This window comes from Ketobacter sp. (assembly GCF_003671495.1).
Classification (GTDB): domain Bacteria; phylum Pseudomonadota; class Gammaproteobacteria; order Pseudomonadales; family Ketobacteraceae; genus Ketobacter.
In genome coordinates this window covers 19,543-43,577 of record NZ_RCHN01000007.1, presented here as the reverse complement: position 1 = coordinate 43,577, position 24,035 = coordinate 19,543, and the positions used below count along the sequence as shown (strand labels likewise).

Genomic DNA, 24,035 nt, shown 5'->3' with positions numbered 1-24,035 from the left:
TGGCCGAAAACGGACTACCCAGCATCCCCCCCTATCAAAAAGACCACCCATAAAAAGGAACCCCACTGAGTGATCGAAGTTACAAACCAGAATGATTTAACTCGCTTACGCCGCCTTTCCCTATCGGCACAAGGTTTACTTCAATACCAGCCCTATGGGCAAGGCTTGGCTGGGGCACGCAAAGCAATTAACCACTTGGGCTATGTGCAAATCGACACCATATCGGTTGTTGAGCGTGCCCATCATCATGTTTTGCATTCCAGAGTACCCAAATTTAACCCAGCCATGACCAATCAACTGTTGGTAAATGGTGACATTTTCGAGTATTGGACACACGCTGCCGCATTTCTGCCTATTTCCGATTTTCGCTTCTCCTTACCGTATAAACACGCAATCAAAAATGGGCAAACCCACTGGTATAAAACACCAGATAGAAAACTCATGGCGGAGCTGTTGGCGCGCATACGTTCAGATGGCCCGTTGCGATCCCGTGATATAGAAACGAACAGGGCAAGGAGTACAGGGTGGTGGGATTTGAAACCCGCCAAAAAGGCACTCGAGCAATTGTATATGGAAGGGGATCTAATGGTGAGTAACCGCGAAGGATTCCAGAAAACCTACGACCTGACCGAGAGAGTGCTTCCATCCCATATCAATTCGCAAACGCCTGATATCGACGAGTTTGCAACACATATTTTAGATCAACAGTTGCGCTGCCATGGCTTTTCGTCACTGAAAGGGCTGACCTACCAGCGACGAAACGCTAGCCTAAGAAAGGCAGTAAAATCATTGGTAAACGAAAGGTTGGCGCAAGGCACTTTGGAACAAATACGCATCGAGAATGGCGATGTGTTCTTGATTGAAACCGGCGCCCTGGAGCGCCGCCTTCCCAGGTTGAGTAACCGTTTTTTGATTCTCTCACCCTTTGACAATGCCGTCATTCAGCGTGAACGGCTCAAAGCACTGTTTGAATTTGACTATCAAATAGAGTGTTATGTTCCTGCTGCCAAACGCCAGTACGGTTACTTTAGTTTGCCGTTACTTTATCAGGATCAATTCGTTGGCCGAATGGATTGTAAGGCGCACCGAAAATCTAGGCACCTGGAAATCAAGTCACTCTACTTTGAACAACACCGCGTTGAGCAACACGATTTTGATGAGGCTGCGATTATTTCAGCATTCGTAGAGGCCGTTACAACGTTTTGCCAGTTTCAAGAATGTGACTCGGTGTCGTTAACGAACATCCATCCTAAAAATATTGCCCAGCGATTGCGCCACGCACTAAAGACGCTGGCGTAAGCGAACTACTTCGCTATCGACAAGTATCCCTACCGGGAACAACCCCCAATAGCGCCCTTGCGAATTCATCTTACCCGCCTTCGCGGCCGCCGCCTCCCCATGCCCCCAGAACACATCACCCCGCACCGGGCCACGGATCGCGCCACCGGTATCCTGCGCGATCATTAAACGGCGGATCGGTTGATCACTCTCAGGCACCGGTTCGATATCCACCCATAGCGGCAAGCCATAGGGCAGCCAGGATGGGTCCACCGCCAGCGAGCGCTGCGCCGTCAGGGCGATACCCTCGGCGCCGATGGGGCCCGCACCGGAAACCTCGCGAAAGAACACATAGGATTGGTTGGTGTTCATGATGGTCGCGGCCTGATCCGGGTTCTGGTCTAACCACTGGCGAATGCTCTGCATGGACACCGTTTCTTTACTCAGCACGCCCATCTTGATCAGCTCCCGGCCGATGGCGTAGTAAGGGTGCCCGTTGTGGCCGGCATAGCCGATGCGCACTTCCGATCCGTCATCCATTTCCACCACGCCGGAGCCCTGGATCTGGGTAAAGAATGCATCCACCGGATCATCCACCCATAGCAGAACGCTGTCCGGGTGTGGCCATTGATCCGTTGTGATCTGTTTACGGGTTTCGTAGGGTGTGAGTTTGCCGTTTATCACGCGGCCAGCAATGCGCTGGCCTTTTAAGTCCGACCGAAAATCCCCCAGCTGGACCATGATCAGATCGTCCGGCCGTTGGTGTAAAGGGGTAAGGTACGGTGCCTTGGGCGTACGGGAGCCATTCAGGCTTGCTTCAAAATAGCCAGTGAACAGGCCTTTGCTGTCGCCATTATTGGTGATTTGGTAGGGCTTGAAGTGGGTTTCAAAAAACTGTTTGAGCGCCGCGGGATCATCGGCATTTACTGTTTTGAATTGGGAGCAGATGGATTGCCATTGGCCGTTGCTGCCGGCCTCTTTAATTGAGGAGAAGGGTTGGGCTGGATTGAGTTTTTGAATTCGGGTGCAGCTGCGGTTGAAGGCCTGGGTGAAGGAGGTGAGGTTGTCTTGCCCCCAGCCGGGTAACGCCTTGAAGGTGCTGGGCGCGATGGTGAGGCTAGGAGTTTTGGGTGTGGTTGCGCAGGAGGCGACCAGTAAAGTGAAAAAGAGAATGGCTAAAGCCTTGAACATCCTGATACCTGACATAAGCTTGGTTTTCAAAAAAGAAGGTCTATATCCCTATAACTGGACAAAACCCTGACTAGTTCAACGCCATGCGCATCTGACGGGAGGGCGTTGAAAATTCTGTGTCAGCCTAATGGCGTATTTCATCCAGTAAACTCCAATATAGCTGTATATATAAACGGACAACTGGCAAACGCTGTAACGGGAGGCCTACAAAGAATCAGAAACCTTGATTGGTTGGTGAATAAATAAATATTTGATCTGAACCAATACAATACTTCCCCCGTACAGCGAGCACATCCATATAATTCATTAAATTAATCTGGGGCAAGATTGCTGGTTCTATTAGACACAATACAAGGTCGTAGTCGAAAAACTTATCATAATAGGCTTGCATGAGTAAGCATCTGGAGTACCGATCCTCATTACAACGCGCCAGCGCGGTATCGTGTATTTCTTCTCTAAACCAGACATCGTTGTTGGATGCATCTCTGTGTTTATGCAACTCCTCCTCAGAACTGACAAAGCCCACATCAAATTGCAGAATCTTTTGTAAGTTTGCATCTTCAACCAACGCCATTTTCTCTTTAACATCTGCTAAAACCACATCTCGAAGCTGAGACAATGAAGCTGGAGCCCCCGCCATATCGTAGCCGCTCTCTTCAATAAAAAGGTAACGCCTCAGCAACGAATCGCCATTATTAAAAACTGAAAACACTGCTTCGAGTTCTTCGCAGGACAGCTCTTCAGAGAACACGCGAGCCAATACGCACTGATCAACTTTTCTATCACCGCGACAATAAGCCAACCAGTCCAATACTATTTGCTTCATTTCGGCATTCAACCCGATATTATTTGCTCGACAAAGCGCCCAATTCAACAAACAGAAAAATATCAATCTCGTCTAGCAGGTCATCACTTGCAGTGGGCAGTTCGGCTATTGTCGACCTGAATGAATCCAGAACTGTGTTCGTGCTGAAGTCATAAACGTGCATGCAGTAGAGGATATCAAGAGGAAGAATATCGATCGGTCGAAAATATAGGGACAGACTTTCACTATCAGCATCGCTGACAAATAGGTGATATTGCATCACGTCTGTTAACTTTCCGGGAAGCCCATCTGAATTGGCAGCTTTGATCAGCGAGCCGTAGGCGCCGTGACTCTCCACATTAGACTCTCCCCTTTCCTGATGCATCAGTATATTGTGGATATAGGGCTGATCGGATAAATCACCACAATTCATCTGGCGGCTCGGCAAAAGCCGGTCCATTTCATCCAAACCAACTTTTTTCAGGTGGGCTTTATTTGAGATAACACCATACAATGCAAGAGCAAGGGCATTAGAAAATGATACGCTATTGAATTCTGTTTTTCTGACTTTATAACGGGAATAAAGCTCAATCGACACTCTGGCATATTCAAAGGCCAGCGCAAAATCCTGCCAATCAACTTCGTCAGGACTGTAGTTGCTGAGTCTCTGTACACTGCGATGCCAGAAAAAACCGGCCAACATGCCACTTGCACCATGCGCAGCTATATAGTTTTTGGCATCCATATGCTCACACAACATCCCTTTCACCAGTTGGATCTGAGATTCATAATCCCTATCCGAGGCAGTTCTATTCGGGGCTAGCTCAACCAGCCCTTTAAACAAACTTTGGTGCGTATGCATATATCCTGTCAGCGCCAATATTGTAAGCGCCATCCCCATTACAATGGGCAAGCCACCTACTGATTATTTCCTTCATTCGATCACTTCACTTTTTCTTCTCTCTACTAAACAGGCAACCTGCGAATATGGATCGCTTCATCAGTCACAGTCACCAAGCAACCCGCTTCCAGCTGAGTTTCTATCTGAATCCACACCTGTTTGAGTAGACCGGCCATATCGACACCCCGTAGCGCGGTTCATCCCTACATCAACGGTATGCACCGCATCCCAACCAGCGTCATTAAGGTGTCTTGTAGTGGAGTAAGGAATGCCTTGATCCAATAATACTTTTCGGCTCACGCAGCACCCAGCCGGATGACTTCATCGTCCAGGCTATGTGCCCCCAACTCCAGGGCCTGGCGGATATCATCACGCTCCAGCCCGGGGTATAGCGTCAATTAAGCCAAGTATACCGCCACCGCCCTGCTTGGTCTGCCCTGGGTCACCATCATTTGGTAACCCATTGACTTAACAAGACCTTACTTACCCCAAACCAAATCCAACTCCCGTGCCGCCTTCACATCATCCAGCCTTCTCACCGGCTGCGTGTAGGGCGCCCCTTTCACCAGATCCGGGGTTTCTTCCGCCTCTTTCTGGATTTTCACCATGGCTTCAATGAACCCATCCAGCTCATCCGGTGTTTCGGTTTCAGTGGGTTCGATCAGCCAGCATTCGGGCACCAGCAGGGGGAAGTACGTGGTGGGCGCGTGGTAGCCGTAATCCAGCATGCGCTTGGCGAAGTCCATCGCCGTTACATGCAGTTCTTTGGCCTGCTTGCTCAGGGTGATGATGAATTCGTGGGTGGCACGGCGGTTCGGGTACGCCAGTTGGAAACCCGCCTGTTCGGCTTTTTTCATCATGTAGTTGGCGTTGAGGGTGGAGAATTCGCCCACGCGGTGCAGGCCTTCTTTCCCCAGCACGCTGGCGTAGAAGAAGGCGCGCAGCAACACACCGGCGTTGCCCATGTAGGTGGAGAGGCGGCCGATGGTGGCAGGGATGTCTTTTTCGGTGAGCCAGCGATAGTGATCGGCACCGTCTACGCTTTCCTTGCCGACAATCGGCGTGGGCAGGTAAGGCAGCAGGCGTTCGCCCACACCAACGGGGCCTGCGCCGGGGCCACCACCACCATGGGGCGTGGCAAAGGTTTTATGCAGGTTCATGTGCAGTACGTCAAAGCCCATGTCCCCGGGGCGCACTTTACCCAGAATGGCGTTGAGGTTGGCGCCATCGTAATACAGCAGGCCACCGGCATCGTGAACGGTTTTGGCGATCTCTTTGATTTTGCGTTCGAACACGCCGCAGGTGCTGGGGTTGGTCATCATCAGGCCGGCGGTGTGGGGGCCCACGGCGGCTTTCAGGGCTTCCACATCCACGTCGCCGTCGTCGTCCACGGGTATTTCACGCACCTTGTATCCACACATGACGGCGGTGGCGGGGTTGGTGCCGTGGGCGGCTTCGGGAATCAGGATTTCGGTCCGTTCGTGATCGTTGCGCGCTTCGTGGTAGGCGCGAATCATGGCCACGCCGGCGAATTCACCCTGGGCACCGGCCATGGGGGTTAACGACACGCCTTTCATGCCGGTGACGTCTTTCAGCACTTCCTGCAGATCGTGCAAACAGGCCAGGTAACCCTGGCTGTGTTGTTCCGGTGCCAGGGGATGGCGGCTCAGAAAGCCCGGCAACATGGCAGCGCGATGGGCACCACGGGGATTGTATTTCATGGTGCAGCTGCCCAGGGGATAGAACTGGGTGTCGATGCTGAAGTTTTTGCGCGACAGGTTGGTGTAGTGACGCACCACCTGCATCTCGCCCACTTCCGGCATCAGGGGCTTTTCTTTGCGCAGCAGACCTTCGGGAATGCCGCCTTTCAATTCCGCCTTTTTAGGTGCTTGCGAGGTGGCACGACGGCCGCTTTGGCTCTTTTCAAATATCAACATCACAGCACCTCCTGCAGGGCCGCTGCATAACGATCCAGATCCGCTTCGATTTTGGTTTCGGTGGCACACAACAATATGCAGCCATCCAGTTCCGCATAATAAGCGCTTAAGTCCACGCCCCCTTGAATGCCTTTGTCCGCCAGCTTGTTCAGCACGTCGCCCGCGTTTCCAGGCACCCGAATCACCACCTCGTGAAAGGTGGGCGCCGTAAAGACTTTTTCCACGCCGTTGATGGCGGTGAGTTTTTGCAGCAGGCTTTGGGTGTTGTTGTGGCTGGCCACGGCCACTTGCTGCAGGCCATCGGCACCCAGCAGGCTCATGTACACGGTGGCCGCGGTCATGGCCAGGCCCTGGTTGGTACAGATGTTGGAGGTGGCCTTGGAACGGCGGATGTGTTGTTCACGAGCCTGCAACGTCAAGGCAAAACCGGGGCGGCCTTCCATGTCCACGGTACGGCCAATGATGCGGCCGGGCATCTGGCGCACGTGCTGTTGTTTGCAGGTGATGAATCCAAAGTACGGGCCACCGGAGGACAACGGCACGCCCAACGGCTGGCCTTCACCCACGGCAATGTCGGCGCCCTGCTCACCCCATTCACCCGGTGGTTTCAACAACGCCAGCGATGTGGGGTTCACCGATGCAATGACCAGCATGCCGTTGGCGTGGGCCCAATCGGTTAAGGCATCCACGTCTTCCAGCGAGCCAAAGAAGTTGGGCTGTTGAATAATTAAAGCGGCGAAATCCTGGCCTTCAAAATGCTTCAACGCGGCCACTGGGGTGGTGCCCTGTTCACTGCAATAGGCCACTTCCACCAGTTCCAAACCCTGGTTGTCGACGATGTTGGTGGTGGCCTGGCGATACAGCGGATTCACACTGGTGAGCACCAGGGCTTTTTTGGTTTTGGATTTGCGGTTGGCACGCACCGCCATCAACACCGCCTCGGACAAACCGGAGCCGCCGTCGTACAACGACGCGTTGGACACGTCCATGCCGGTGAGGTGGGCGATCATGGATTGGTATTCGTAAATCACCTGCAGGGTGCCCTGGCTGGCTTCCGCCTGATAGGGTGTGTACGCGGTGAGGAACTCCCCACGCCCGGCCACTTCCCACACGGCGGCGGGAATATGGTGCTCGTAGGCACCGGCGCCGATAAAACACAGATTGCCGCTGTCCTGCGCGGCGCGATCGCTCATGATGCGCATGGTTTCCATCTCGGTTTTACCGGGCGGGACCTGTTGCAGGGGCTGGGCGATGATGTCCTTGGGGATTTCATCAAACAGATCGTCGATGCTGTTCACGCCGATGGTGTCGAGCATGCGTTTTACGTCATCGTCTGTGTGGGGAATGTAGGGCATGTTGGGTACCGTGAATCAGGAAGATAAAAATGCAAAAGCCCGACTGCGGTGAATCGGGCTAGTATTCGGCTCAAGTCAGCGAGTTGGCTTACTCGTCTTCGATCTGCGCCTGATATTCGTCGGCGGTCAGGGTGTTTTCCAACTCGGATTCATCCGCGATCTGCACCTTGAACATCCAGCCTTCACCATAGGGATCGGAGTTGACGGTTTCCGGTGCTTCTTCCAACAGGCCGTTGATCTCAATCACTTCGCCGGAGACCGGGGTGTAGATGTCTGATGCGGCTTTGACCGACTCCACCACACCGGCTTCGTCACCGGCGGCCAGCTCGGTGCCCACTTCGGGCATTTCCACAAACACCAGGTCACCCATGGCGTGCTGGGCGTGGGCGGTGATGCCGATGATGGCCACGCCGTCTTCCACCCGCACCCACTCGTGGGAGGAGAGGTAACGCAATTCGGTTGGTATTTCGCTCATGTTGATTCCTCAGAACTGATATAGATTATTGAGACTTTGAAATTAAAAAACCTGTTTGCCATTGCGCACGAAAGGCGGCTTCACCACTTTGACGTCGTGCAGCTTGCCCCGGATTTCCACCTGGGCGGCCTCGCCGGTGGCAGCGGGCACCCGTGCCAAAGCTATAGAATATCCCAAGGTGGGGGAAAATGTACCACTGGTGATCTCACCCTCGCCCACGTTGGCCACAATCACTTTTTGATGACCGCGCAAGACACCTCGGGTTTCCAGCACCAGGCCCACCTGCTTCATGGCGGGGCCATTGGCCTGCTCGGCGGTGATTGGCCCGCGGCCGATGAATTCGCGGTCTTCCGGCGCCCAGGCGATGGTCCAGCCCATGCCCGCCGCCAGGGGCGAGACGCTGTCATCCATATCGGAACCGTACAGGTTCATGCCGGCTTCCAGGCGCAGGGTATCGCGGGCACCCAGGCCACAGGGGGCGACGCCACCTTCGATCAATTGCTGCCAGAAGGCCGGTGCCTGCTCGTTGGGGAGCATGATTTCCAGACCATCTTCACCGGTGTAACCGGTGCGGGCGATGAACCAGTCGTCGGCCGGCAGGCCCTGGAATACGCTCAATGACCGGACCACGGCGGCTTTGGGTTCCCCCACCACGGCACAGGTTTTGGCGATGGCGTTGGGGCCCTGCACGGCGATCATGGCAAAGTCCGGACGCTCGGTGATGGTAACGCTGAAGCCCTGGCTTTGGGTTGCCATCCAGGCCAGGTCCTTCTCGCGGGTGGCGCAGTTCACCACCACTCTGAACCAGCCTTGTGTGTTGCCGTCCTGCATGTTGTAGACGATGAGGTCGTCGATGACGCCACCGGTCTCATTCAACATGCCACTGTAAAGGGCTTTACCCGGGGTTTTCAGCTTGGCCACGTCGTTGGCCAGCAAATATTGCAGGAATGCGGTGCTGCCCTCGCCCTGCACATCCACCACGGTCATGTGGGACACATCGAACATCCCGGCATCCGTACGCACCTGATTGTGTTCCTCAATCTGGGAGCCGTAGTGGATGGGCATGTCCCAACCGCCGAAATCCACCATTTTGGCACCGGCTTGCAGGTGACTCTCATACAGGGCTGTGCGATTGGCCATGGGCGCTCTCCACTTTTGGCACGATTGTACCAAAACAATCGCTGCAGGGTTCGGGTGCTGTTCTGAAAATTTCAGATGTTGTTCTGAAAATTAAGGGGGGCAATTGTACTCAGGTCAAGGGCGGGTGACCAGTGGGGCCGTGCAGTCAGTCTAGCCTGGCATCAGTGCGCCGAGCGACGCACCAGGATGATCACCGGCAGCAGCCCCACCAGCACAATGGACAATCCGGGCAGGGCCGCCTGCTGCCAGAGGCCTTCGGAGGTCATTTCATAGATGCGCACCGCCAACGTGTCCCAGCCGAAGGGGCGCATCAACAGGGTGGCGGGCATTTCTTTCATCACGTCCACAAACACCAGCAGAGCGGCCGTGAGCAGCCCGGGGGCCAGCATGGGCAGGTAGATGCGGCGCACGATTTCCGGCGGGCGGGCACCCAGGATGGCGGCCGCCTCGGGAATGGAGGGCTTGATGCGATCCAGACTGGTTTCCACCGGGCCGAACGCCGCCGCCAGAAAGCGGGTGGTATAGGCCAGCAACAGGGCCAACACGCCCCCCACAAACAGGGGCTGCACCGGCAGGCCCAGCAGGGTCTGCAGTTGCGCCGCCCAGTGGTCCAACCAGTTGAAACTGAGCATGATGCCCACCGCCAGCACCGAGCCCGGCAGGGCGTAGCCCACCGTGGCCAGGCGCACGATGCCGTTGGACAGTACCCCTTTGTAGGTGCGGTTGAACAGGGCCAGCAGGAACGCCGCCAGCACGGTGATCAGCGCGGCGATGGCCGCCAGGCTGAGGGTATGGCCCACCAGATCCAGGTAACGGGTGTCCCAGTCCCGCCAGGCGCCCCGCGCGATCCAGTACACCAGCTGACCCACAGGAATCAGGAACGCCACCAGGAACACCAGCCCGCACCAGCCGGACACCAGCCAGGCCTTGGGCCCATTCAGCTGCAAGCGGGCCTGGGCGGCACGGCGCCGGCTGTTCTGGTAATAGCGGGCGGAACCCCGCGCCCGACGCTCCAGATACAGGCCCGCCAGCACGATCACCAGCAGCATGGAGGCCAGCTGTGCCGCCGTCTGCAGGTTGAAAAAGCCATACCAGGCCTTGTAGATGGCGGTGGTGAAAGTGTCGTAATTGAACACGGCCACGGCACCGAAATCCGCCAGGGTTTCCATCAGGGCCAGCGCCACACCGGCCACGATGGCAGGCCGTGCCATGGGCAGGGCCACCTGCAAAAACCCCTGCAGCGGCGACAACCCCAGCACCCGGGCCGCCTCCAGGGGCTCCCGGCCCTGGGCCAGGAAGGCATTGCGGGACAGCATGTACACGTATGGGTACAGCACCAGCGACATCACCATCACCACGGCGCCGGTGCCGCGAAAACTGAAAGAATAGGCCGTGCCGACGTACTCCCGCAGCAGGGATTGCACGGGGCCGGCGTAATCCAGCAGGCCCACCATGACAAAGGCCATTACGTAGGCTGGCACCGCCAACGGCAGCATCAGGGCTACATCAAAATACTTGCGACCGGGGAATTCACAGGTGGCGGTAAACCAGGCCAGGGGCACCCCCAGCAGCAGGACGCTGCTGGCCACCCCCAGCACCAGCACCAGGGTATTGCCCAGCAGGCGAAACAGTTGGGTCTGGGCCAGGTGCAGCCAGATATCCGCATCCACGCTGCCCCAGCTCAAGGCGATCACCAGCAGGGGCGCGCCCACCACCAGCGCCAGCACCAGGGCGCAGCTGCGCAGCAACCCCAGGCGCCGTAGCGCCTGGGGCAGGTAGGGTTGGGGGCGAGCGAGGGCGATGGACAACGGCGCTGGCTTAACGGTAACCGGCCCGGTCCATCAGTTTGATGGCTTCCACCTGACGGCGTCCGGCCACTTCCACATTCAGATCATCGGCCTTGAACTCACCCCAGGTTTTTACCAGATCGTCCACCGGTACATTGGGGTTCACCGGGTATTCCATGTTGATCCCGGCGAACATGGCCTGGGCCTCGCCCTGGGCCAGCCATTCCAACAACTGGCGGGCCAGCTGCGGATGCTTGGCATGCTGGGTGATGCCCGCGCCGGAAATGTTCACATGCACACCGGAGGTCTGCTGATTGGGCCAGAACAGAGCCAGGGGAATCTCCGGGGTATCCTTTTGCAGGCGACCAAAGTAGTAAGTGTTCACTATGCCCACATCGCACTGGCCGGCAACAATGGCCTCCATCAGGGCGGTGTCATTGGGGAACACGTCGGTGGCCAGGTTATCCACCCAGCCTTTAACGATCGCTTCGGTGCGCTCCGGGCCATGGCGCTCGATCAGCGTGGCCACCAGGGACTGGTTATAGACCTTCTTGGAGGTGCGCAGGCAGAGGCGGCCATCCCACTCACCGGTGGACAGATTCTCATAGGTGGAGAGTTCTTCCGGCTTCACCCGTTCGGTGGAATAGACGATGGTGCGGGCTCGCACCGACAGTCCAAACCAGCGGTTTTCAGAATCCTGGAACTGCTCAGGCACATTGGCTTCCAGAACGTCGGACTGCACTGGCTGGAACAGCCCCATGTTGGCCGCCTGCCACAGGTTGCCGGCGTCCACGGTGATCAGCATGTCTGCCGGGGTGCGCTCCGCTTCCGCCTCCAGGCGCGCCATCAACGGCCCTTCGCCATCGGTCAGGTAGGACACCTTGATGCCGGTTTCCGCCGTGAACTGATCGAACAGGGGTTTCACCAGGTGCTCCTTACGGGAGGAGTACACCACGATCTCCCCACCCTGGGCAGACGCGGCCTCAGCCTGCACCGGCTCGGAGGTGGCTTGCTCCTGTTCGCTGCAACCCGCCAGCCAACCCAGTGTGATCAACGCCATGGAGGACAGCACCTTGCCGGAAACACGCTTTACCATAAGAACACCTCTGAATTCATGAGTTTGGATATCGACGGCAGCAAATGATAATTTGTGTCATTTGCAAATGAAACAGCTTAACGGAGTTTTTTGCAGAAAGCTGACGGAAGTCAATTGGGCAGGAAAAGATTGAAGCAAACCTGCTTCTGTTCGTGATCACAATTGACCTTGATTGTGCCACTGTGACGTTGCACGTGCGCCTGGGCCAGCGCCAACGCCAGGGCCGACATGCCCGCATCCCGCTGCAATTGGCTGTGCAAATGGTTGTAGCGATCAAACAGGCGGGCCTTGTCTGACTCCGACAAAGTACCTTCATAGGTGACCTGCACCAAGGCCCCCTGGGGCAACTCCCCCAGCGCCACCCGGATCTCCGGCCCCTTGGCAAACGCCAGGGCATAGCGCACCAGGCTGTTGATGGCCTGCAGAATCTGCTCCCCCTGCGCGGAAATCACGATGCTGTCCGGGGCATCCAGCAGGATGTTCAGGTTGTATTCCTCGGCCCACGGCGCCACCTCGTGCACCGTGCGCACCAGGGCTTCCATCAAATCCAGGGGCAAGCGGGTTTCCTGGTGCGGCGGGCGGCTGTCCAGACCCGACAAGGCCAGCAGATCGTTCACCAGGGCCAGCATATTCCCGGAATGACGGATCACCTGCTGCAGGGATTCGCGCCCCCGATCGTCCAGGTCGGGTCCATTGCGCTTTTCCAGCTGGTGAGAGAATCCGACGATGGCATTGAGGGGGGTTTTCATCTCATGGCTCATGTTGGCCAGAAAGCGGGTTTTGGCTTCCAGGGCCCGGGTCAGCTCCTGCTCGGCCCGCTCGGCCCGGGCCACCTGTTCCTGCAGTTGCTGGTTCTGTTTTGCCAGGCGGGTTTCGGATTGCACCAGCTGGGACAGGTAGCTGCTCACCAGAATCAGCACCGCGCAGGTGATGCCCAGGGCCTGCAGGAGCTGCTGGGACGCCACGTGTTCCGGGGGCGTCTGATCGAGGAAGACCACGCCGTGGTTCTGCGCCAGATAACAGCCGTAAATGGAGGCCAACACCACTGCGCCCCAGCCCAGGCTGCTGCCCAGGCCCCGCAACAGGCCCGCCAGCAAGGGCACCAGTATCCACCAGCCCAGATTGGCGGTACCGATGCCGCCCCCGGTGAGAACCGCGCCCGCCCCACCCACAAACACCGCCAGGGTCACCAGCTGGGTACTGATCTGGAATTGCCGGAATACCCCCAACACCAACAGGGCACAGACACTCAGGCCCATGGCCGCTGGCACAGTCAGCATGCGCAGGCTGATGTGCCATTCATAGGCTCGCAACAGAAAGGGAATGCCCACCAGGAGCAGCAGATAACACACGGCCGACGTGGTACGTATGCGCCGCAACTGAACCGGATCGGTGCTCTGGGCATCCCATCCGCAATTCAGCAATAAACTCAGCATCCGTTCCAAAGCCACTCCTTTCTGGTGTTCCTGACCCCTCAGTATAGTGCGCGATTATTGAGTGGGCAGCGTTAGCCGGTAACAGACTCCGGCCCCGGTTTCATTCTGAACGATCAACGACCCGGCGTGCAATTCCGCCAGCTCCCGGGCCAGCGCCATGGCCAGTCCGGACACCACGATCGGCCGCTCGCAGGTGCTGTGCAGGTGATGATAGCGATCAAAAATCCGCTCCAGGTGTTGCTCATCGAAGCTCAGGTTTTCGCAGCGGGCCTGCATACACCATTGCCCCTCCTGCACATCCGCCCGCACCCTGACCGCGCCGCTGGGGCAATACTGCAGGGCATGCCCCACCACGGTTTCAATGACCCGTTTGATTTGCGACACATCCCCCTGGATGAAGGCTTCCGGCACGGCATCCAGCTCCAGATCCAGATTGCAGCGCTGGGCCGTCAGGCGCAAACGGGGGGTCAGCACGTTGAGCATCTCCCGCAGATCAATCAGCCCCCGGCTCAACGCCATGCGGTCGGATTCCAGTTGGGACAGATCCAGCAGATCACCCACCAGCATCAGCATCTGGTCGCCATTGCCCGCCACCATTTTCAGGGCATCGAACTGGCGGGGCTCGATCTTGCCTTCCAGCTGCCCCATAACCCGCTTGGTGAACCCCAATATAGAGTTAAGGGGGGTGCGCAGTTCGTGGGTCATGTTGGCCAGAAACCGGCTTTTGGCCGCCGCCGCTTCCAGGGCCACCGCTTCGGCGTTCTCCGCCCGTTGAACCTGTTTCTGCAGTTGTTCATTGCGTTCCTTGAGCGCCCGCTCCGAGCCTTCAATCTGGGTGTGATAGGCCACCATCACGGCCCCCAGCGCCAAAAACTCCCCCACCATGATCAACACCCGCTGCACGTTGCGCGCCTCTGGCGGGGTGAGGTTATCAAATACCATTCCCCGCGCCTCCAGGGTGAACAGGAACAGGCCGATAGACAGGCTGATGACGGCCCAGCACAAGCCCGCCCGCAAACCGCCGAACAAACTGCTCATGAGCGCCACAATCAGCCACCAGGTGACAGCGCCGGACGACAAGCCCCCCACGGTGACATATTGATTGAAGCCGCCGAGGAAAATGGCCAGCGCCAGGCTGTGCAGGCTCAAGGCAAAGAGGCGGCGGCGCAACAACAGCAAAGACGCACAGGCCAGGCCCAGGACACTGCCCAGCAAAAAGAGGCGGATAGGAATGCCCCACTGAACGGCGCGCGCAATAAACGGCAGTACCAGCAGGATTACAGCGATACAGGCGCAGACAAGAGAGCGGACTCTGCGCAGCTGGGTGGGAGGGGTGGCATCGGCATCCCACCCCCAGTTAAGAAATTGGTTCGTATACATGCGCCCTGTTTAAGCGGCGACCCCGTCTTCTGTGGTCGCCTCTTCCTGTAGCAGTTCCTTCTGCACCGGATCCGGGCCGTACTCCTGTATCTGCGGGCGCTTGCTGTCATCCAGCGCCACACCCACTACGGTGCCACGCAGCTCGATGTCCTTGGCATTGATTTCGATAAGTTGGTTGAGGGCCTGATCATAGTGGGGCTGGTGAAACAGAACCGAGGCATCTTTGCCGGATACCCATTCCCCCTTTCGCGTCAAATACTGACCGAGCTGGTTGCGTATTACGTACGCTTTTGCCATGCACTTACTCCTGCTTACGGTTTATCTAAGGTTACAAGAAACCTCAGAAATCCGCCACCAGGCCCGGTTGCGCCAGGGCCGGCAGATCCCCTTCCATGCCCATGGCCCGGGCCATGATCTGGCCCTTGATCAGGCTGTGCCGGTTGCAGAAGGACATGCCCAGATTGCGCACCACCCGCAACGGGGGAACATCCACGCCGAACAGCCGCTTGAAGCCTTCCATGGTGGACATCAACAGCAGGTTATGGGGTTTGCGGCGGCGCTGATAACGGCGCAGGATGCTGAAATCATCCAACGGCAACTCGTACTGCAGCGCCCGCTGAATTTCCTCCGCCAGAACCGCCGCGTCCAGCAGGCCCAGGTTGATGCCTTGTCCCGCCAGAGGGTGAATGGTGTGGGCCGCATCCCCCAGCAAGGCCACTCCGGGCTGGATGTAGTCCACCGCGTGGTTCTGCAGCAGGGGGAAGGCAAAGCGCCGGTCTGTGTTCAGCACCGGCCCCAGACGCTGCTCGAAGGCCTGCCCCAGCCGCGCACAAAACTCCGCTTCCGACAATGCCATGACCGGTTCCAGCTGATCATCGTCCAGGGTCCAGACGATGGAAGACAGACAGGAGCCGCGGCTTGTGCTCTGTTCCCGCAGCGGCAGGAAGGCCAGGGGCCCGCTTTCCAGAAACACCTGGCGAGCGGTGTCACCGTGGGGCTGGGCGGTTTGCACCGTGGTGACGATGGCGCTCTGGCCATAGGACCAGGTGCGACAGCGGAAGCCCAGCTGGTCCCGCACCCGGGAACGGGCGCCATCGGCACCGATCAGCAGGGTGGGCTCCAGGGCGCGGCCATCACTCAACAGGATGCGCCAACCGCCCTGCTCGTTTTCCAGGATTTTGTCCAACCCGGTGGCGATCACTTCCACATTGGACGCCGCCAGCACCCGCTCATACAGGGCATGGGTGGTGACCCGGTTCTCCACGATATGGCCCAGGTGGGTGGCCCCGGCCTCGGCGGCGTGGAATTGGATATTGCCGGTACCGTCGCCATCCCAGACATCCATATGGGCAAAGGGTGCCACCCGTTGCGCCGCCATGGCAGGCCACGCCCCCAGGCGCCGCAGCATGTTCTCGGAGGCTTGGGTCAGCGCGCTGACCCGGGGGTCAAAGCTGTTCGGCCAGCGTTCCGGGCCGTCTGGAAGCTGCGGATCAATGATCTGGACGGAAACCGGCTGCTCCGCCAGGGCCGCCGCCAGGGTGAGACCGGCCATGCCGGCGCCGACGATCAGGATATCCGGCTGCCCTGACCAGGAGGTGGAGGGCGAGGAGGTCGAGGGTGTTGAATTCAAGGTGCCACCTCCGGCAGCGTGGTGGACACCGAACGCCCCATGGCATGGCGGGCCACAAAGCGCTTGGTGCCCTGCAGGGTATCGAACAGCAGCAGGCCACTGTTGCGGGCCAGGCTCAGCAGGGGGTTGTGATTGCTGAACAACTTGGTGAGCTTGTCGGAAAACTGGATGGTGTTGAATTGGTCCTGCTGGCGTTGCTGCAGATAGCCGTTGAGCAGTTTGAAGTCGCCCCAGGGGATGTTGCGGGCTTTGGCGTCAAACAGGGTCTGCACCAGCACCGCCACATCCCGCATAGCCATGTTGAGGCCCTGCCCCGCCACCGGATGCAAACCGTGGGCAGCATTGCCCAGCACCACCACATTGGGGCGCACCTGTTCTTTGGCCAGGGTGAGCGCCAGCGGATAGGTGTAGCGCTTGCCCACCCGGGTGAGGCGGCCGATGGCCGGTCCTGCGGCCTGTTCCAGAGCGGCCATGAACGTCTCATCATCGGCGGCCATCAAGGCCTCGGCCCGCGCCTGGTCCAGGCACCAGGTCAGCCCCCAGCGATTGTCGGTCTGTGGCAACACCGCCAGGGGGCCGGTGGCGGTAAAACGCTCCAATGCCAGATTGTTGTGAGGGCGATCCGGCGTTACCGCCGTGACAATGGCCACCTGATCGTAGGGGGTGACCTCGGCCGCGATGCCCAGCAGTTCCCGCCCGCGGGACTCGGCGCCGTCGGCGATCACCACCAACGGGGTTTTGATCATGTCCCAGCGGCCGTCCATCTCCACCGAGGCCACCACCTGATCCCCTTCATAATGCAGGCCGCCGATTTCCGCCGGCGCCAACACCTGCACATTGGGGCAACGCTGCAGGTGCTCAAACAGGAATTTGCCCAGGTAACGGTTTTCAATCACGTAGCCCAGGGCCCGTACCCGCTCCTCTTGCGCCCGGATGAAGGCGCGGCCAAAACTGCCCTGATTGGTGATGTCGATGGTGTGGATGGGCACGGCGAATTCGCGCATGGACGGCCACAAACCCAATTGATCGAACACATGACAGGTGCCGTTGGAGAGGGCGGTGTTGCGGGCATCGTAACTGGGGTGCAGCTCCGTGGCTTGCGGCAAAAACTTTTCCACCACGGCAATGCTGAGCTTGGGGTCGCGGGCCAGACAGGCGGCGAGGGAGGCCCCCACCAGGCCGCCCCCCATGATGACCACGTCCATCAGGCCACTCGTTTATGCAGCTTGGCGGCCTTGGCCATCAAGGCTTCGATGGCATCCGCGTCCTTAGGCACCTTGGCGGTGAGTACCTTGCGGCCTTTTTCCGTCACCAGCACGTCGTCTTCGATGCGGATGCCGATGCCCCGCCACTGCGGGTCCACGCTGTCGTCGTCCGGCGCCACGTACAGGCCCGGCTCCACCGTCAGCACCATCCCGGGTTCCAGTTCCCGCCAGGCGTCCCCCACCTTGTAATCGCCCACATCATGCACGTCCATACCCAGCCAGTGGCCGGTGCGGTGCATGTAGAAACGGCGAAAGGCTTCGCTTTCAATCAGTTCATCCACCTTGCCCTGCAGCAGGCCCAGTTTGACCAGGCCGCGGGTGAGTTCCTTCACCGCCGCCTCGTGGGGCTGGTTCCAGTGGTTGCCCGGTTTGACCTGTTTGATGGCTGCCAGCTGGGCTTTCAACACCACATCATAGAGCGCCCGCTGGGCGGGGCTGAAGCGGCCGTTCACCGGGAAGGTGCGGGTGATGTCCGCCGCGTAGTGCTGGTATTCCGCCCCAGCGTCAATCAACACCAGGTCGCCGCTTTTGAGTTCGGCGTTGTTGTCGATGTAATGCAGGATGCAGGCGTTGGCACCGCCCCCGACGATACTGGAATAGGCGGGGAAGCGACTGCCCTGGCGCCCGAACTCATGCAGGAACTCGGCTTCCAGTTGAAACTCCATCAGCCCGGGATGGCATTTTTCCATGGCCCGGATGTGGGCCTCGGCGGTCATGTCCGCGGCCTTCTGCATCAGCCGGATTTCGGCTTTGCTCTTGTACAGGCGCATGTCGTGCAGCAGGTGATCCAGGGCAATGAATTCCCCCGGCGGATGGGCGCCACTGCGCACCTTGGCGCGGATGGTGTTGACCCACTCCATCACCTGACGGTCAAAATCCTTGTCCTTGCCCATGGCGTAATAGACCCGGTCGGTGCCTTCCAGCAACCCCGGCAGGATCTCGTCGATATCGCCAATGGGGAATGCATCGTCGGCACCGTACTGCTTGACCACGCCTTCAGGGCCGGCCCGATAGCCGTTCCAGATTTCCATCTCCCGATCCCGCTCGCGGCAAAACATGACAAACTCGCCGTGCTCACGCCCGGGGATCAGCACCAGCACTGCTTCCGGCTCACCGAACCCGGTGAGGTAATAGAAATCACTGTCCTGGCGGTAGGGGTATTCGGTATCGCGGCTGCGGGTGCGCATGGGGGCGGCGGGAACGATGGCAATGGAGTTGGGCTCCATCATGTCCATCAACTGGGCACGGCGTTCAGCAAACTCTTTTTTGGTAATACTCATTCAGCGGAGCTCTCCAGCGGTGCTATCAATGAATCGTGGCACCGGGTGGCACCATATTGTCGCGGTCCATGGCAAATTCGGTGAAGATCATCAGGGCGGCCATGCGCACGTATTCCAGCACCTCGAAATAGGCGGCCTCACCGTCCTCTTCCTCATCCACTTCGGTGTCCACCTGACTGATCTGCTGGATGTCACGCAGGGCGGAGAGGGCATCTTCGGTGAACTCCTCCGGCTTGCGGGAGCCGGCCGAGCCAAACCCCGCCAGGAATCCGGAACACCATTCCGCCAGGGAGCCCAGGCGGGCATCCAGGGGATCTTCGTCATCGGGCAACAGCGGCATGAAGTTGAACTGGTCGTCCGCCAGCTCACCCAGGGTAAAACGGTGCAGTTCGCAGAACCACTCCCGGGTGTTCTCCCAGGGTTCCCCCTTCACGCCCAGGTTGGACAGGTATTCCGTGAGCCAGGCCACCGGATCCCCCTTGATGCCGCCGCTGATTTGCCCGCAGAGGATGCCATGGGCCTCCGATGGGCTGGCGAGGGCGTCAATCTTGCGTAATTCCGCTTCCAGTTCGTAAAAATCCAGTACGTCTTCAGCTTGCAGGGACATTGGGTCTTTTCCGATTCTAAACACTTGCCCGCATTGTAACACGCTGCCGGGTGTAGCAAAGCCGGGAATCAGGCTAAGCTTAACCCATGAGCAGGCACCGAACGCGAAAAGCGTCATAGTGCGGACCCGGTACTTCATGTACCATAGACACCAAAAATTGCGACCGAATCCGAATGAATAAGATTGAGCAGCTATTCAAGAACCTCGAGTCCCGCGTGGATGAATTCATTGAACTCTGTGATGAATACAAACGCCATAACCGATCACTGAAGGCCAGGGAGTCGCAACTGGCGGAAGAACGCGCCAATCTGATGAAAAAGAACGACATGGCCCGGGCCAAAGTGGAGGCCATGATCTCTCGCCTGAAGGCACTGGAGCAGGACTCATGAGCGACATCGAAACGTTGCACGTCAACATTCTGGACCGGGAGTACGGTGTCAGTTGCCCGCCCCAGGAGGTGGAGGAACTGCGCAGCTCGGCCCGCCTGCTGGATGAGCGCATGCGGGAAATCCGCCGTTCCGGCAAGATCGTCGGTGTGGATCGCATCGCGGTGATGGCCGCCCTCAATATCGCCCATGAGCTCATCAAGGCCCGCTCCGAACTGGCCAATTATGACCGCATCACCGAAAAGCAGCTGGCCAAGCTCAACGAGAAAATCGAGCGCGCCCTGGCTTCCGCCCGGCAGTTGGATCTGTAAAGTCAAGCCCTTCGGCACAAATAGGTTGTTCGAGAAACCCTCAGGATTCCGTTATAATTGGGCCCGAGCCCCCTGCGCTGTTCGTGGTATCTGGCCGACGTCCCTGAGCCGATGCTTTTTTCACCCGGGGGTTCCTTCTGGTGTGGGAGTGCATGTCCGCATGACGGAAAGCCCGATACATCATAGGAACCACCACCTTGAACCTTGGGTTCAAGGGCTACCGCCAGTCACGGCAGAACGGGGGGCACTTTCTTTACATCCCAGTCAATCCAGCCCCTGGTGCCCGGCCATCTGAAACGGAATGCACGACTTGGAATTGCCAGACAACGCCCTTAACACTCCCCCGGCCAAGAACGACCTTCGTAAATCCCTGCGCAATAAACGCCGCACCCTGAGCCGGCAACAGCAACGCCAGGCCTCCATGGGGCTATGCCGCCAACTGAGCCGGTTGCCGGAGTTCCTGTTCGGCCAGCGCATTGCCGCCTACATTCCCAATGATGGTGAGATTGACCCGCAGCCCTTGCTGGAGTTGGCCTGGCGCCTGGGGAAAGAGGTTTACCTGCCGATTCTGCACCCCTGTGCCAAGGGCCGCCTGCTGTTCATGGCCCACTACCCGAACCAGCCCATGGCCAAGAACCGCTACGGCATCCCGGAGCCCCTGTGCGATCACAGCGCCTATTGCCCGGTGTGGACTCTGGATCTGGTGTTAACGCCCCTGGTGGGATTTGATGCGGAGGGCAACCGCATGGGCATGGGTGGTGGCTTTTACGACCGCACCTTTGCTTTTTTGAACACCGGCAGTCGGCCCCGGATACCGCGGATGGTGGGCGTGGCCCATGAATGCCAGAAAACACCCCATCTGCCCAATGAGCCATGGGATATCGTAATGCACAAGATTGTCACGGACAGCGCGATCTACACAGCCCGGTAGACGCGATGGAAGACGGTAGGCTGGGGAACAACCTACCGGATGGAACTAGCGAATGGAGAACTGACTGGCCACCATCTCAGGATCCGGTTGACCCTGGGTATAGGAGCTTGCGAGCACACCCAAACCCAATACCAGCATCAGTACAACCAACAAATCGGGTTTCTTCTTCATTTTACCTTGCCTCGTTAAAAAACACGCCATCACTCTCCGATGGTTTCCTTCCCGTAATTATTGTGGTGTAGAGGTCGGGAAGAAGCGTTCACCTTGATTACTTTCTGGTCAACGCCGTGTATACACTACTGCTCTCAACGTAACTATAGACCAGCCCTTAAGGAGGGCCAGCCGCCAAGTGAGTATCAGCTCACATTTCGATCACATTGGGCAGTTTTTTATTGTATGGCGGCAAGCCGCCTGGAAAACCGGGAACCGTGAGAAAGCTACCACGGCCCCCGATCTATGAAAAGATGCAAACTCAAAAACAATGACTTACTTCAAAAATAAATGGTAGGCGGGATTGTCGCTCTCTTCCCAATGCCGATAGCCGAGCCCCTGCACATAACGCTTCAGCTTAAGGTGCTCTCGGCTTGGCACCTGCAGCCCCACCAGGATTCGACCAAAGGCGGCGCCGTGGTTGCGGTAGTGGAACAGGCTGATGTTCCAGTTCTGGCCCAATTTGCCCAGAAACTCCATCAGCGCACCGGGACGCTCAGGAAATTCAAAGCGATACAGCACTTCACGGGTATCCGCCACGGTATTGTCGGGGCCGTGCCCCCCCACCATGTGGCGGATGTGCAGCTTGGCCATCTCGTTGAGGGAAAGATCCTGCACCTGATAGCCCTTGGCCACCAGGCTCTCACAGATCGCCAGACGTTCCTTGGGACCGGCAGTCTGCACCCCCACATAGACATGGGCGGCCTCCGCTGAGGCATAGCGGTAATTGAATTCAGTGATGGAGCGGCGCCCCAGGGTTTTGCAGAAGCGGCGGAAGCTGCCGGGCTGTTCCGGAATGGTCACCGCCAGTACCGCCTCCCGCTGTTCACCGATCTCGGCCCGCTCTGCCACATGGCGCAGGCGGTCGAAATTGACGTTGGCACCGCTGCAAATCGCCAACAACGTGGCGTCTTGGCAGCCTTCCCGCTCCACATACTTTTTCAGGCCCGCCACCGCCAGGGCACCGGCGGGCTCGTTGATGGAGCGGGTATCGTCGAACAGATCCTTAATGGCGGCACACATCTCGTCGGTGGTGACGGTGATCACCTCGTCCACATATTTGTGGGCCAGGCGGAAGGTTTCCTTGCCCACCTGCTTCACTGCCACCCCGTCGGCAAACAGGCCCACCTCTGGCAACACCACCCGGCGACCGGCCGCCATGGCCGCCTGCAGGCAATTGGAGTCGATGGGTTCCACACCGATCACCTTGATCTCCGGCCGCAGGTATTTGATGTAAGCCGACACCCCGGCAATCAGGCCGCCTCCGCCCACCGGCACAAAGACGGCCTCCATGGGGCCAGTGTGCTGGCGCAGGATTTCCATGCCCACGGTACCCTGCCCGGCAATCACATCCAAATCATCGAAGGGATGCACGAAGGTGTAGCCGTGCTTCTCCATCAGTTTGTCGGCCCGTTCCTTGGCCTGGTCGTAGGCGTCCCCGTACAGCACCACTTTGCCCCCCAGGGAGCGCACCGAGTTCACTTTGATCTCCGGCGTGGTGCGGGGCATGACGATCACGGACTTGATGCCCAAACGGGCCGCCGCCAGGGCCACCCCCTGGGCATGGTTACCGGCGGAGGCACAAATCACACCGCGGGACTTTTCCTCATCGCTCAGGTTCACAATCTTGTTGTAGGCACCCCGGATCTTGAAGGAAAACACCGGCTGCAGGTCTTCCCGCTTCAACAGCACATTATTGTTCAGGCGACGGGACAGGGATCGGGCTCGATCCACCGGGGTCTCCTCAGCCACATCATAGACGCGGGCCTGCAGGATCTTCTTGATGGTGCGGATGGGCATGGTGGTGCTGGTTTCCTAAGGGTTATCGGCGCATTTCGCAGCAAGCATACACTATCTGTTCGCCCCCTGAACCCCTATAATTCCCCCAAATTTTCCCGCGGGGCAGCAGCATGACACAAGATGAACTGAAACAGGCGGTGGCCAGAGCCGCCATGCAATATGTCGAGGAAGGCACCATTGTGGGTGTGGGCACCGGCTCCACCGCCAACTACTTCATTGACTATCTGGCCGAGATCAAGGGCCGCATTGAAGGCACGGTGGCCAGCTCTGAAGCCACCCGCCAGCGCCTGGAGAGCCACGGCATTCCTGTGTATGACCTGAATACCGTGGACGACATTCCGGTGTATGTGGACGGGGCCGATGAAGCCGATCCCAACCTGTGCCTGATCAAGGGCGGTGGTGGCGCCCTCACCCGCGAGAAAATCATCGCTGCGGTGGCGAAAAAGTTCGTCTGCATTGCTGACGGCAGCAAGAAAGTCCCGGTGCTGGGTGCCTTCCCCCTGCCGGTGGAAGTCATCCCCATGGCGCGCAGCCACGTGGCCCGGGAAATCGTCAAACTGGGCGGTGACCCGGTATACCGTGAGGGCTTTGTCACCGACAACGGCAACATCATCCTGGACATCCACAATATGCAGATCGTCCAGCCGATTCAGCTGGAACACCAGTTGAACAACATTGTAGGGGTGGTCACCAACGGTCTGTTTGCCGCCCGCGCCGCCGATGTACTGTTGCTGGGTACCGAGCAGGGTGTGGAGAGCATCGAGAAGTAAATCGAGAAGCAACCGGCGTTCCGCCTTTGTTTCAATTGTTTCAAACGCTTTTTCTCACGCTGCC

Annotated in this window: 23 protein-coding genes and 1 other RNA gene; 6 read left to right on the top strand and 18 right to left on the bottom strand. The window is 58.4% G+C overall.

What is annotated here, in order from left to right; genetic code table 11:
- Window positions 1–69 precede the first annotated feature (69 nt).
- Window positions 70–1,299 carry a winged helix-turn-helix domain-containing protein gene (locus D9N14_RS02850; RefSeq protein ID WP_290576673.1) on the top strand — a complete coding sequence of 410 codons (1,230 nt, stop codon included), beginning with the start codon at window positions 70–72 and terminating at the stop codon, window positions 1,297–1,299.
- On the opposite strand, the gene D9N14_RS02845 is transcribed toward D9N14_RS02850, so the two are convergent.
- The 16 genes from D9N14_RS02845 to D9N14_RS02770 all read right to left on the bottom strand — a co-directional run bounded on the left by D9N14_RS02845 (window position 1,282) and on the right by D9N14_RS02770 (window position 19,563).
- A complete protein-coding gene (locus D9N14_RS02845; protein ID WP_290576671.1) occupies window positions 1,282–2,469 on the bottom strand; it encodes a murein transglycosylase A in 1,188 nt (395 codons plus the stop codon). The genes D9N14_RS02850 and D9N14_RS02845 overlap by 18 nt on opposite strands.
- A gap of 214 nt (window positions 2,470–2,683) precedes the next feature.
- Window positions 2,684–3,295 carry a hypothetical protein gene (locus D9N14_RS02840; protein WP_290576669.1) on the bottom strand — a complete coding sequence of 204 codons (612 nt, stop codon included), beginning with the start codon at window positions 3,293–3,295 and terminating at the stop codon, window positions 2,684–2,686.
- Between the two features lie 19 nt (window positions 3,296–3,314).
- A complete protein-coding gene (locus D9N14_RS02835) occupies window positions 3,315–4,187 on the bottom strand; it encodes a hypothetical protein (protein WP_290576667.1) in 873 nt (290 codons plus the stop codon).
- Between the two features lie 467 nt (window positions 4,188–4,654).
- Window positions 4,655–6,112 (bottom strand): aminomethyl-transferring glycine dehydrogenase subunit GcvPB, encoded by a 1,458-nt coding sequence (gene gcvPB, locus D9N14_RS02830; protein ID WP_290576665.1) that lies wholly within the window; start codon window positions 6,110–6,112, stop codon window positions 4,655–4,657.
- Window positions 6,112–7,467, bottom strand: a complete 1,356-nt coding sequence (gene gcvPA, locus D9N14_RS02825; RefSeq protein WP_290576663.1) for an aminomethyl-transferring glycine dehydrogenase subunit GcvPA — start codon at window positions 7,465–7,467, stop codon at window positions 6,112–6,114. The genes gcvPB and gcvPA overlap by 1 nt, the downstream gene beginning before the upstream one ends.
- An 88-nt stretch (window positions 7,468–7,555) precedes the next feature.
- Complete coding sequence (gene gcvH / locus D9N14_RS02820) at window positions 7,556–7,942, bottom strand: glycine cleavage system protein GcvH (protein WP_290576661.1); 387 nt, start codon at window positions 7,940–7,942, stop codon at window positions 7,556–7,558.
- 42 nt (window positions 7,943–7,984) lie between these two features.
- Window positions 7,985–9,082, bottom strand: coding sequence for a glycine cleavage system aminomethyltransferase GcvT (gcvT, locus tag D9N14_RS02815; protein WP_290576659.1), 1,098 nt, complete (start codon window positions 9,080–9,082; stop codon window positions 7,985–7,987).
- A gap of 161 nt (window positions 9,083–9,243) precedes the next feature.
- Window positions 9,244–10,836: an ABC transporter permease gene (locus tag D9N14_RS02810; RefSeq protein ID WP_317622566.1), complete on the bottom strand. Its 1,593-nt coding sequence runs from the start codon at window positions 10,834–10,836 to the stop codon at window positions 9,244–9,246.
- Window positions 10,837–10,900: 64 nt separating this feature from the next.
- The gene (locus tag D9N14_RS02805; protein ID WP_411267916.1) at window positions 10,901–11,905 is read right to left on the bottom strand and encodes an extracellular solute-binding protein; all 1,005 of its coding nucleotides are present in this window, start codon (window positions 11,903–11,905) and stop codon (window positions 10,901–10,903) included.
- A gap of 170 nt (window positions 11,906–12,075) precedes the next feature.
- Window positions 12,076–13,401 (bottom strand): sensor histidine kinase, encoded by a 1,326-nt coding sequence (locus tag D9N14_RS02800; RefSeq protein ID WP_290576653.1) that lies wholly within the window; start codon window positions 13,399–13,401, stop codon window positions 12,076–12,078.
- 54 nt (window positions 13,402–13,455) lie between these two features.
- Window positions 13,456–14,781: a sensor histidine kinase gene (locus D9N14_RS02795; protein ID WP_290576651.1), complete on the bottom strand. Its 1,326-nt coding sequence runs from the start codon at window positions 14,779–14,781 to the stop codon at window positions 13,456–13,458.
- Window positions 14,782–14,790: 9 nt separating this feature from the next.
- The gene (locus tag D9N14_RS02790) at window positions 14,791–15,078 is read right to left on the bottom strand and encodes a hypothetical protein (protein WP_290576649.1); all 288 of its coding nucleotides are present in this window, start codon (window positions 15,076–15,078) and stop codon (window positions 14,791–14,793) included.
- Window positions 15,079–15,121: 43 nt separating this feature from the next.
- The gene (locus tag D9N14_RS02785; protein ID WP_290576647.1) at window positions 15,122–16,411 is read right to left on the bottom strand and encodes a UbiH/UbiF/VisC/COQ6 family ubiquinone biosynthesis hydroxylase; all 1,290 of its coding nucleotides are present in this window, start codon (window positions 16,409–16,411) and stop codon (window positions 15,122–15,124) included.
- Entirely contained in the window at window positions 16,408–17,616 is a 1,209-nt protein-coding gene (gene ubiH, locus D9N14_RS02780; RefSeq protein WP_290576645.1) for a 2-octaprenyl-6-methoxyphenyl hydroxylase, read from the bottom strand. Before ubiH ends, D9N14_RS02785 begins: the two co-directional genes overlap by 4 nt.
- Window positions 17,616–18,956: a Xaa-Pro aminopeptidase gene (gene pepP / locus D9N14_RS02775; protein ID WP_290576643.1), complete on the bottom strand. Its 1,341-nt coding sequence runs from the start codon at window positions 18,954–18,956 to the stop codon at window positions 17,616–17,618. The genes ubiH and pepP overlap by 1 nt, the downstream gene beginning before the upstream one ends.
- A gap of 25 nt (window positions 18,957–18,981) precedes the next feature.
- Window positions 18,982–19,563, bottom strand: coding sequence for a UPF0149 family protein (locus tag D9N14_RS02770; RefSeq protein ID WP_290576641.1), 582 nt, complete (start codon window positions 19,561–19,563; stop codon window positions 18,982–18,984).
- 173 nt (window positions 19,564–19,736) lie between these two features.
- Here D9N14_RS02770 and D9N14_RS02765 point away from each other — a divergent pair, with 173 nt between their 5' ends.
- From D9N14_RS02765 to D9N14_RS02750, 4 genes are all read left to right on the top strand, one after another.
- On the top strand, window positions 19,737–19,952 hold the full coding sequence (locus tag D9N14_RS02765) for a TIGR02449 family protein (RefSeq protein WP_290576639.1): 216 nt from the start codon (window positions 19,737–19,739) through the stop codon (window positions 19,950–19,952).
- Window positions 19,949–20,260 (top strand): cell division protein ZapA, encoded by a 312-nt coding sequence (locus D9N14_RS02760; protein WP_290576637.1) that lies wholly within the window; start codon window positions 19,949–19,951, stop codon window positions 20,258–20,260. Before D9N14_RS02765 ends, D9N14_RS02760 begins: the two co-directional genes overlap by 4 nt.
- Before the next feature lie 66 nt (window positions 20,261–20,326).
- Window positions 20,327–20,508: non-coding RNA, 6S RNA (gene ssrS / locus D9N14_RS02755), on the top strand.
- 53 nt (window positions 20,509–20,561) lie between these two features.
- Window positions 20,562–21,191, top strand: coding sequence for a 5-formyltetrahydrofolate cyclo-ligase (locus tag D9N14_RS02750; protein WP_290576635.1), 630 nt, complete (start codon window positions 20,562–20,564; stop codon window positions 21,189–21,191).
- 45 nt (window positions 21,192–21,236) lie between these two features.
- Here the strand turns inward: D9N14_RS02750 and D9N14_RS02745 are convergent, their stop codons facing one another.
- Window positions 21,237–21,362 carry a hypothetical protein gene (locus D9N14_RS02745; RefSeq protein WP_290576633.1) on the bottom strand — a complete coding sequence of 42 codons (126 nt, stop codon included), beginning with the start codon at window positions 21,360–21,362 and terminating at the stop codon, window positions 21,237–21,239.
- Window positions 21,363–21,677: 315 nt separating this feature from the next.
- Window positions 21,678–23,201, bottom strand: a complete 1,524-nt coding sequence (gene ilvA / locus D9N14_RS02740; protein WP_290576631.1) for a threonine ammonia-lyase, biosynthetic — start codon at window positions 23,199–23,201, stop codon at window positions 21,678–21,680.
- Between the two features lie 110 nt (window positions 23,202–23,311).
- On the opposite strand from ilvA, the gene rpiA reads away from it, so the two are divergent.
- Window positions 23,312–23,971, top strand: coding sequence for a ribose-5-phosphate isomerase RpiA (gene rpiA / locus D9N14_RS02735; RefSeq protein ID WP_290576629.1), 660 nt, complete (start codon window positions 23,312–23,314; stop codon window positions 23,969–23,971).
- The last annotated feature ends 64 nt before the right edge of the window (window positions 23,972–24,035 follow it).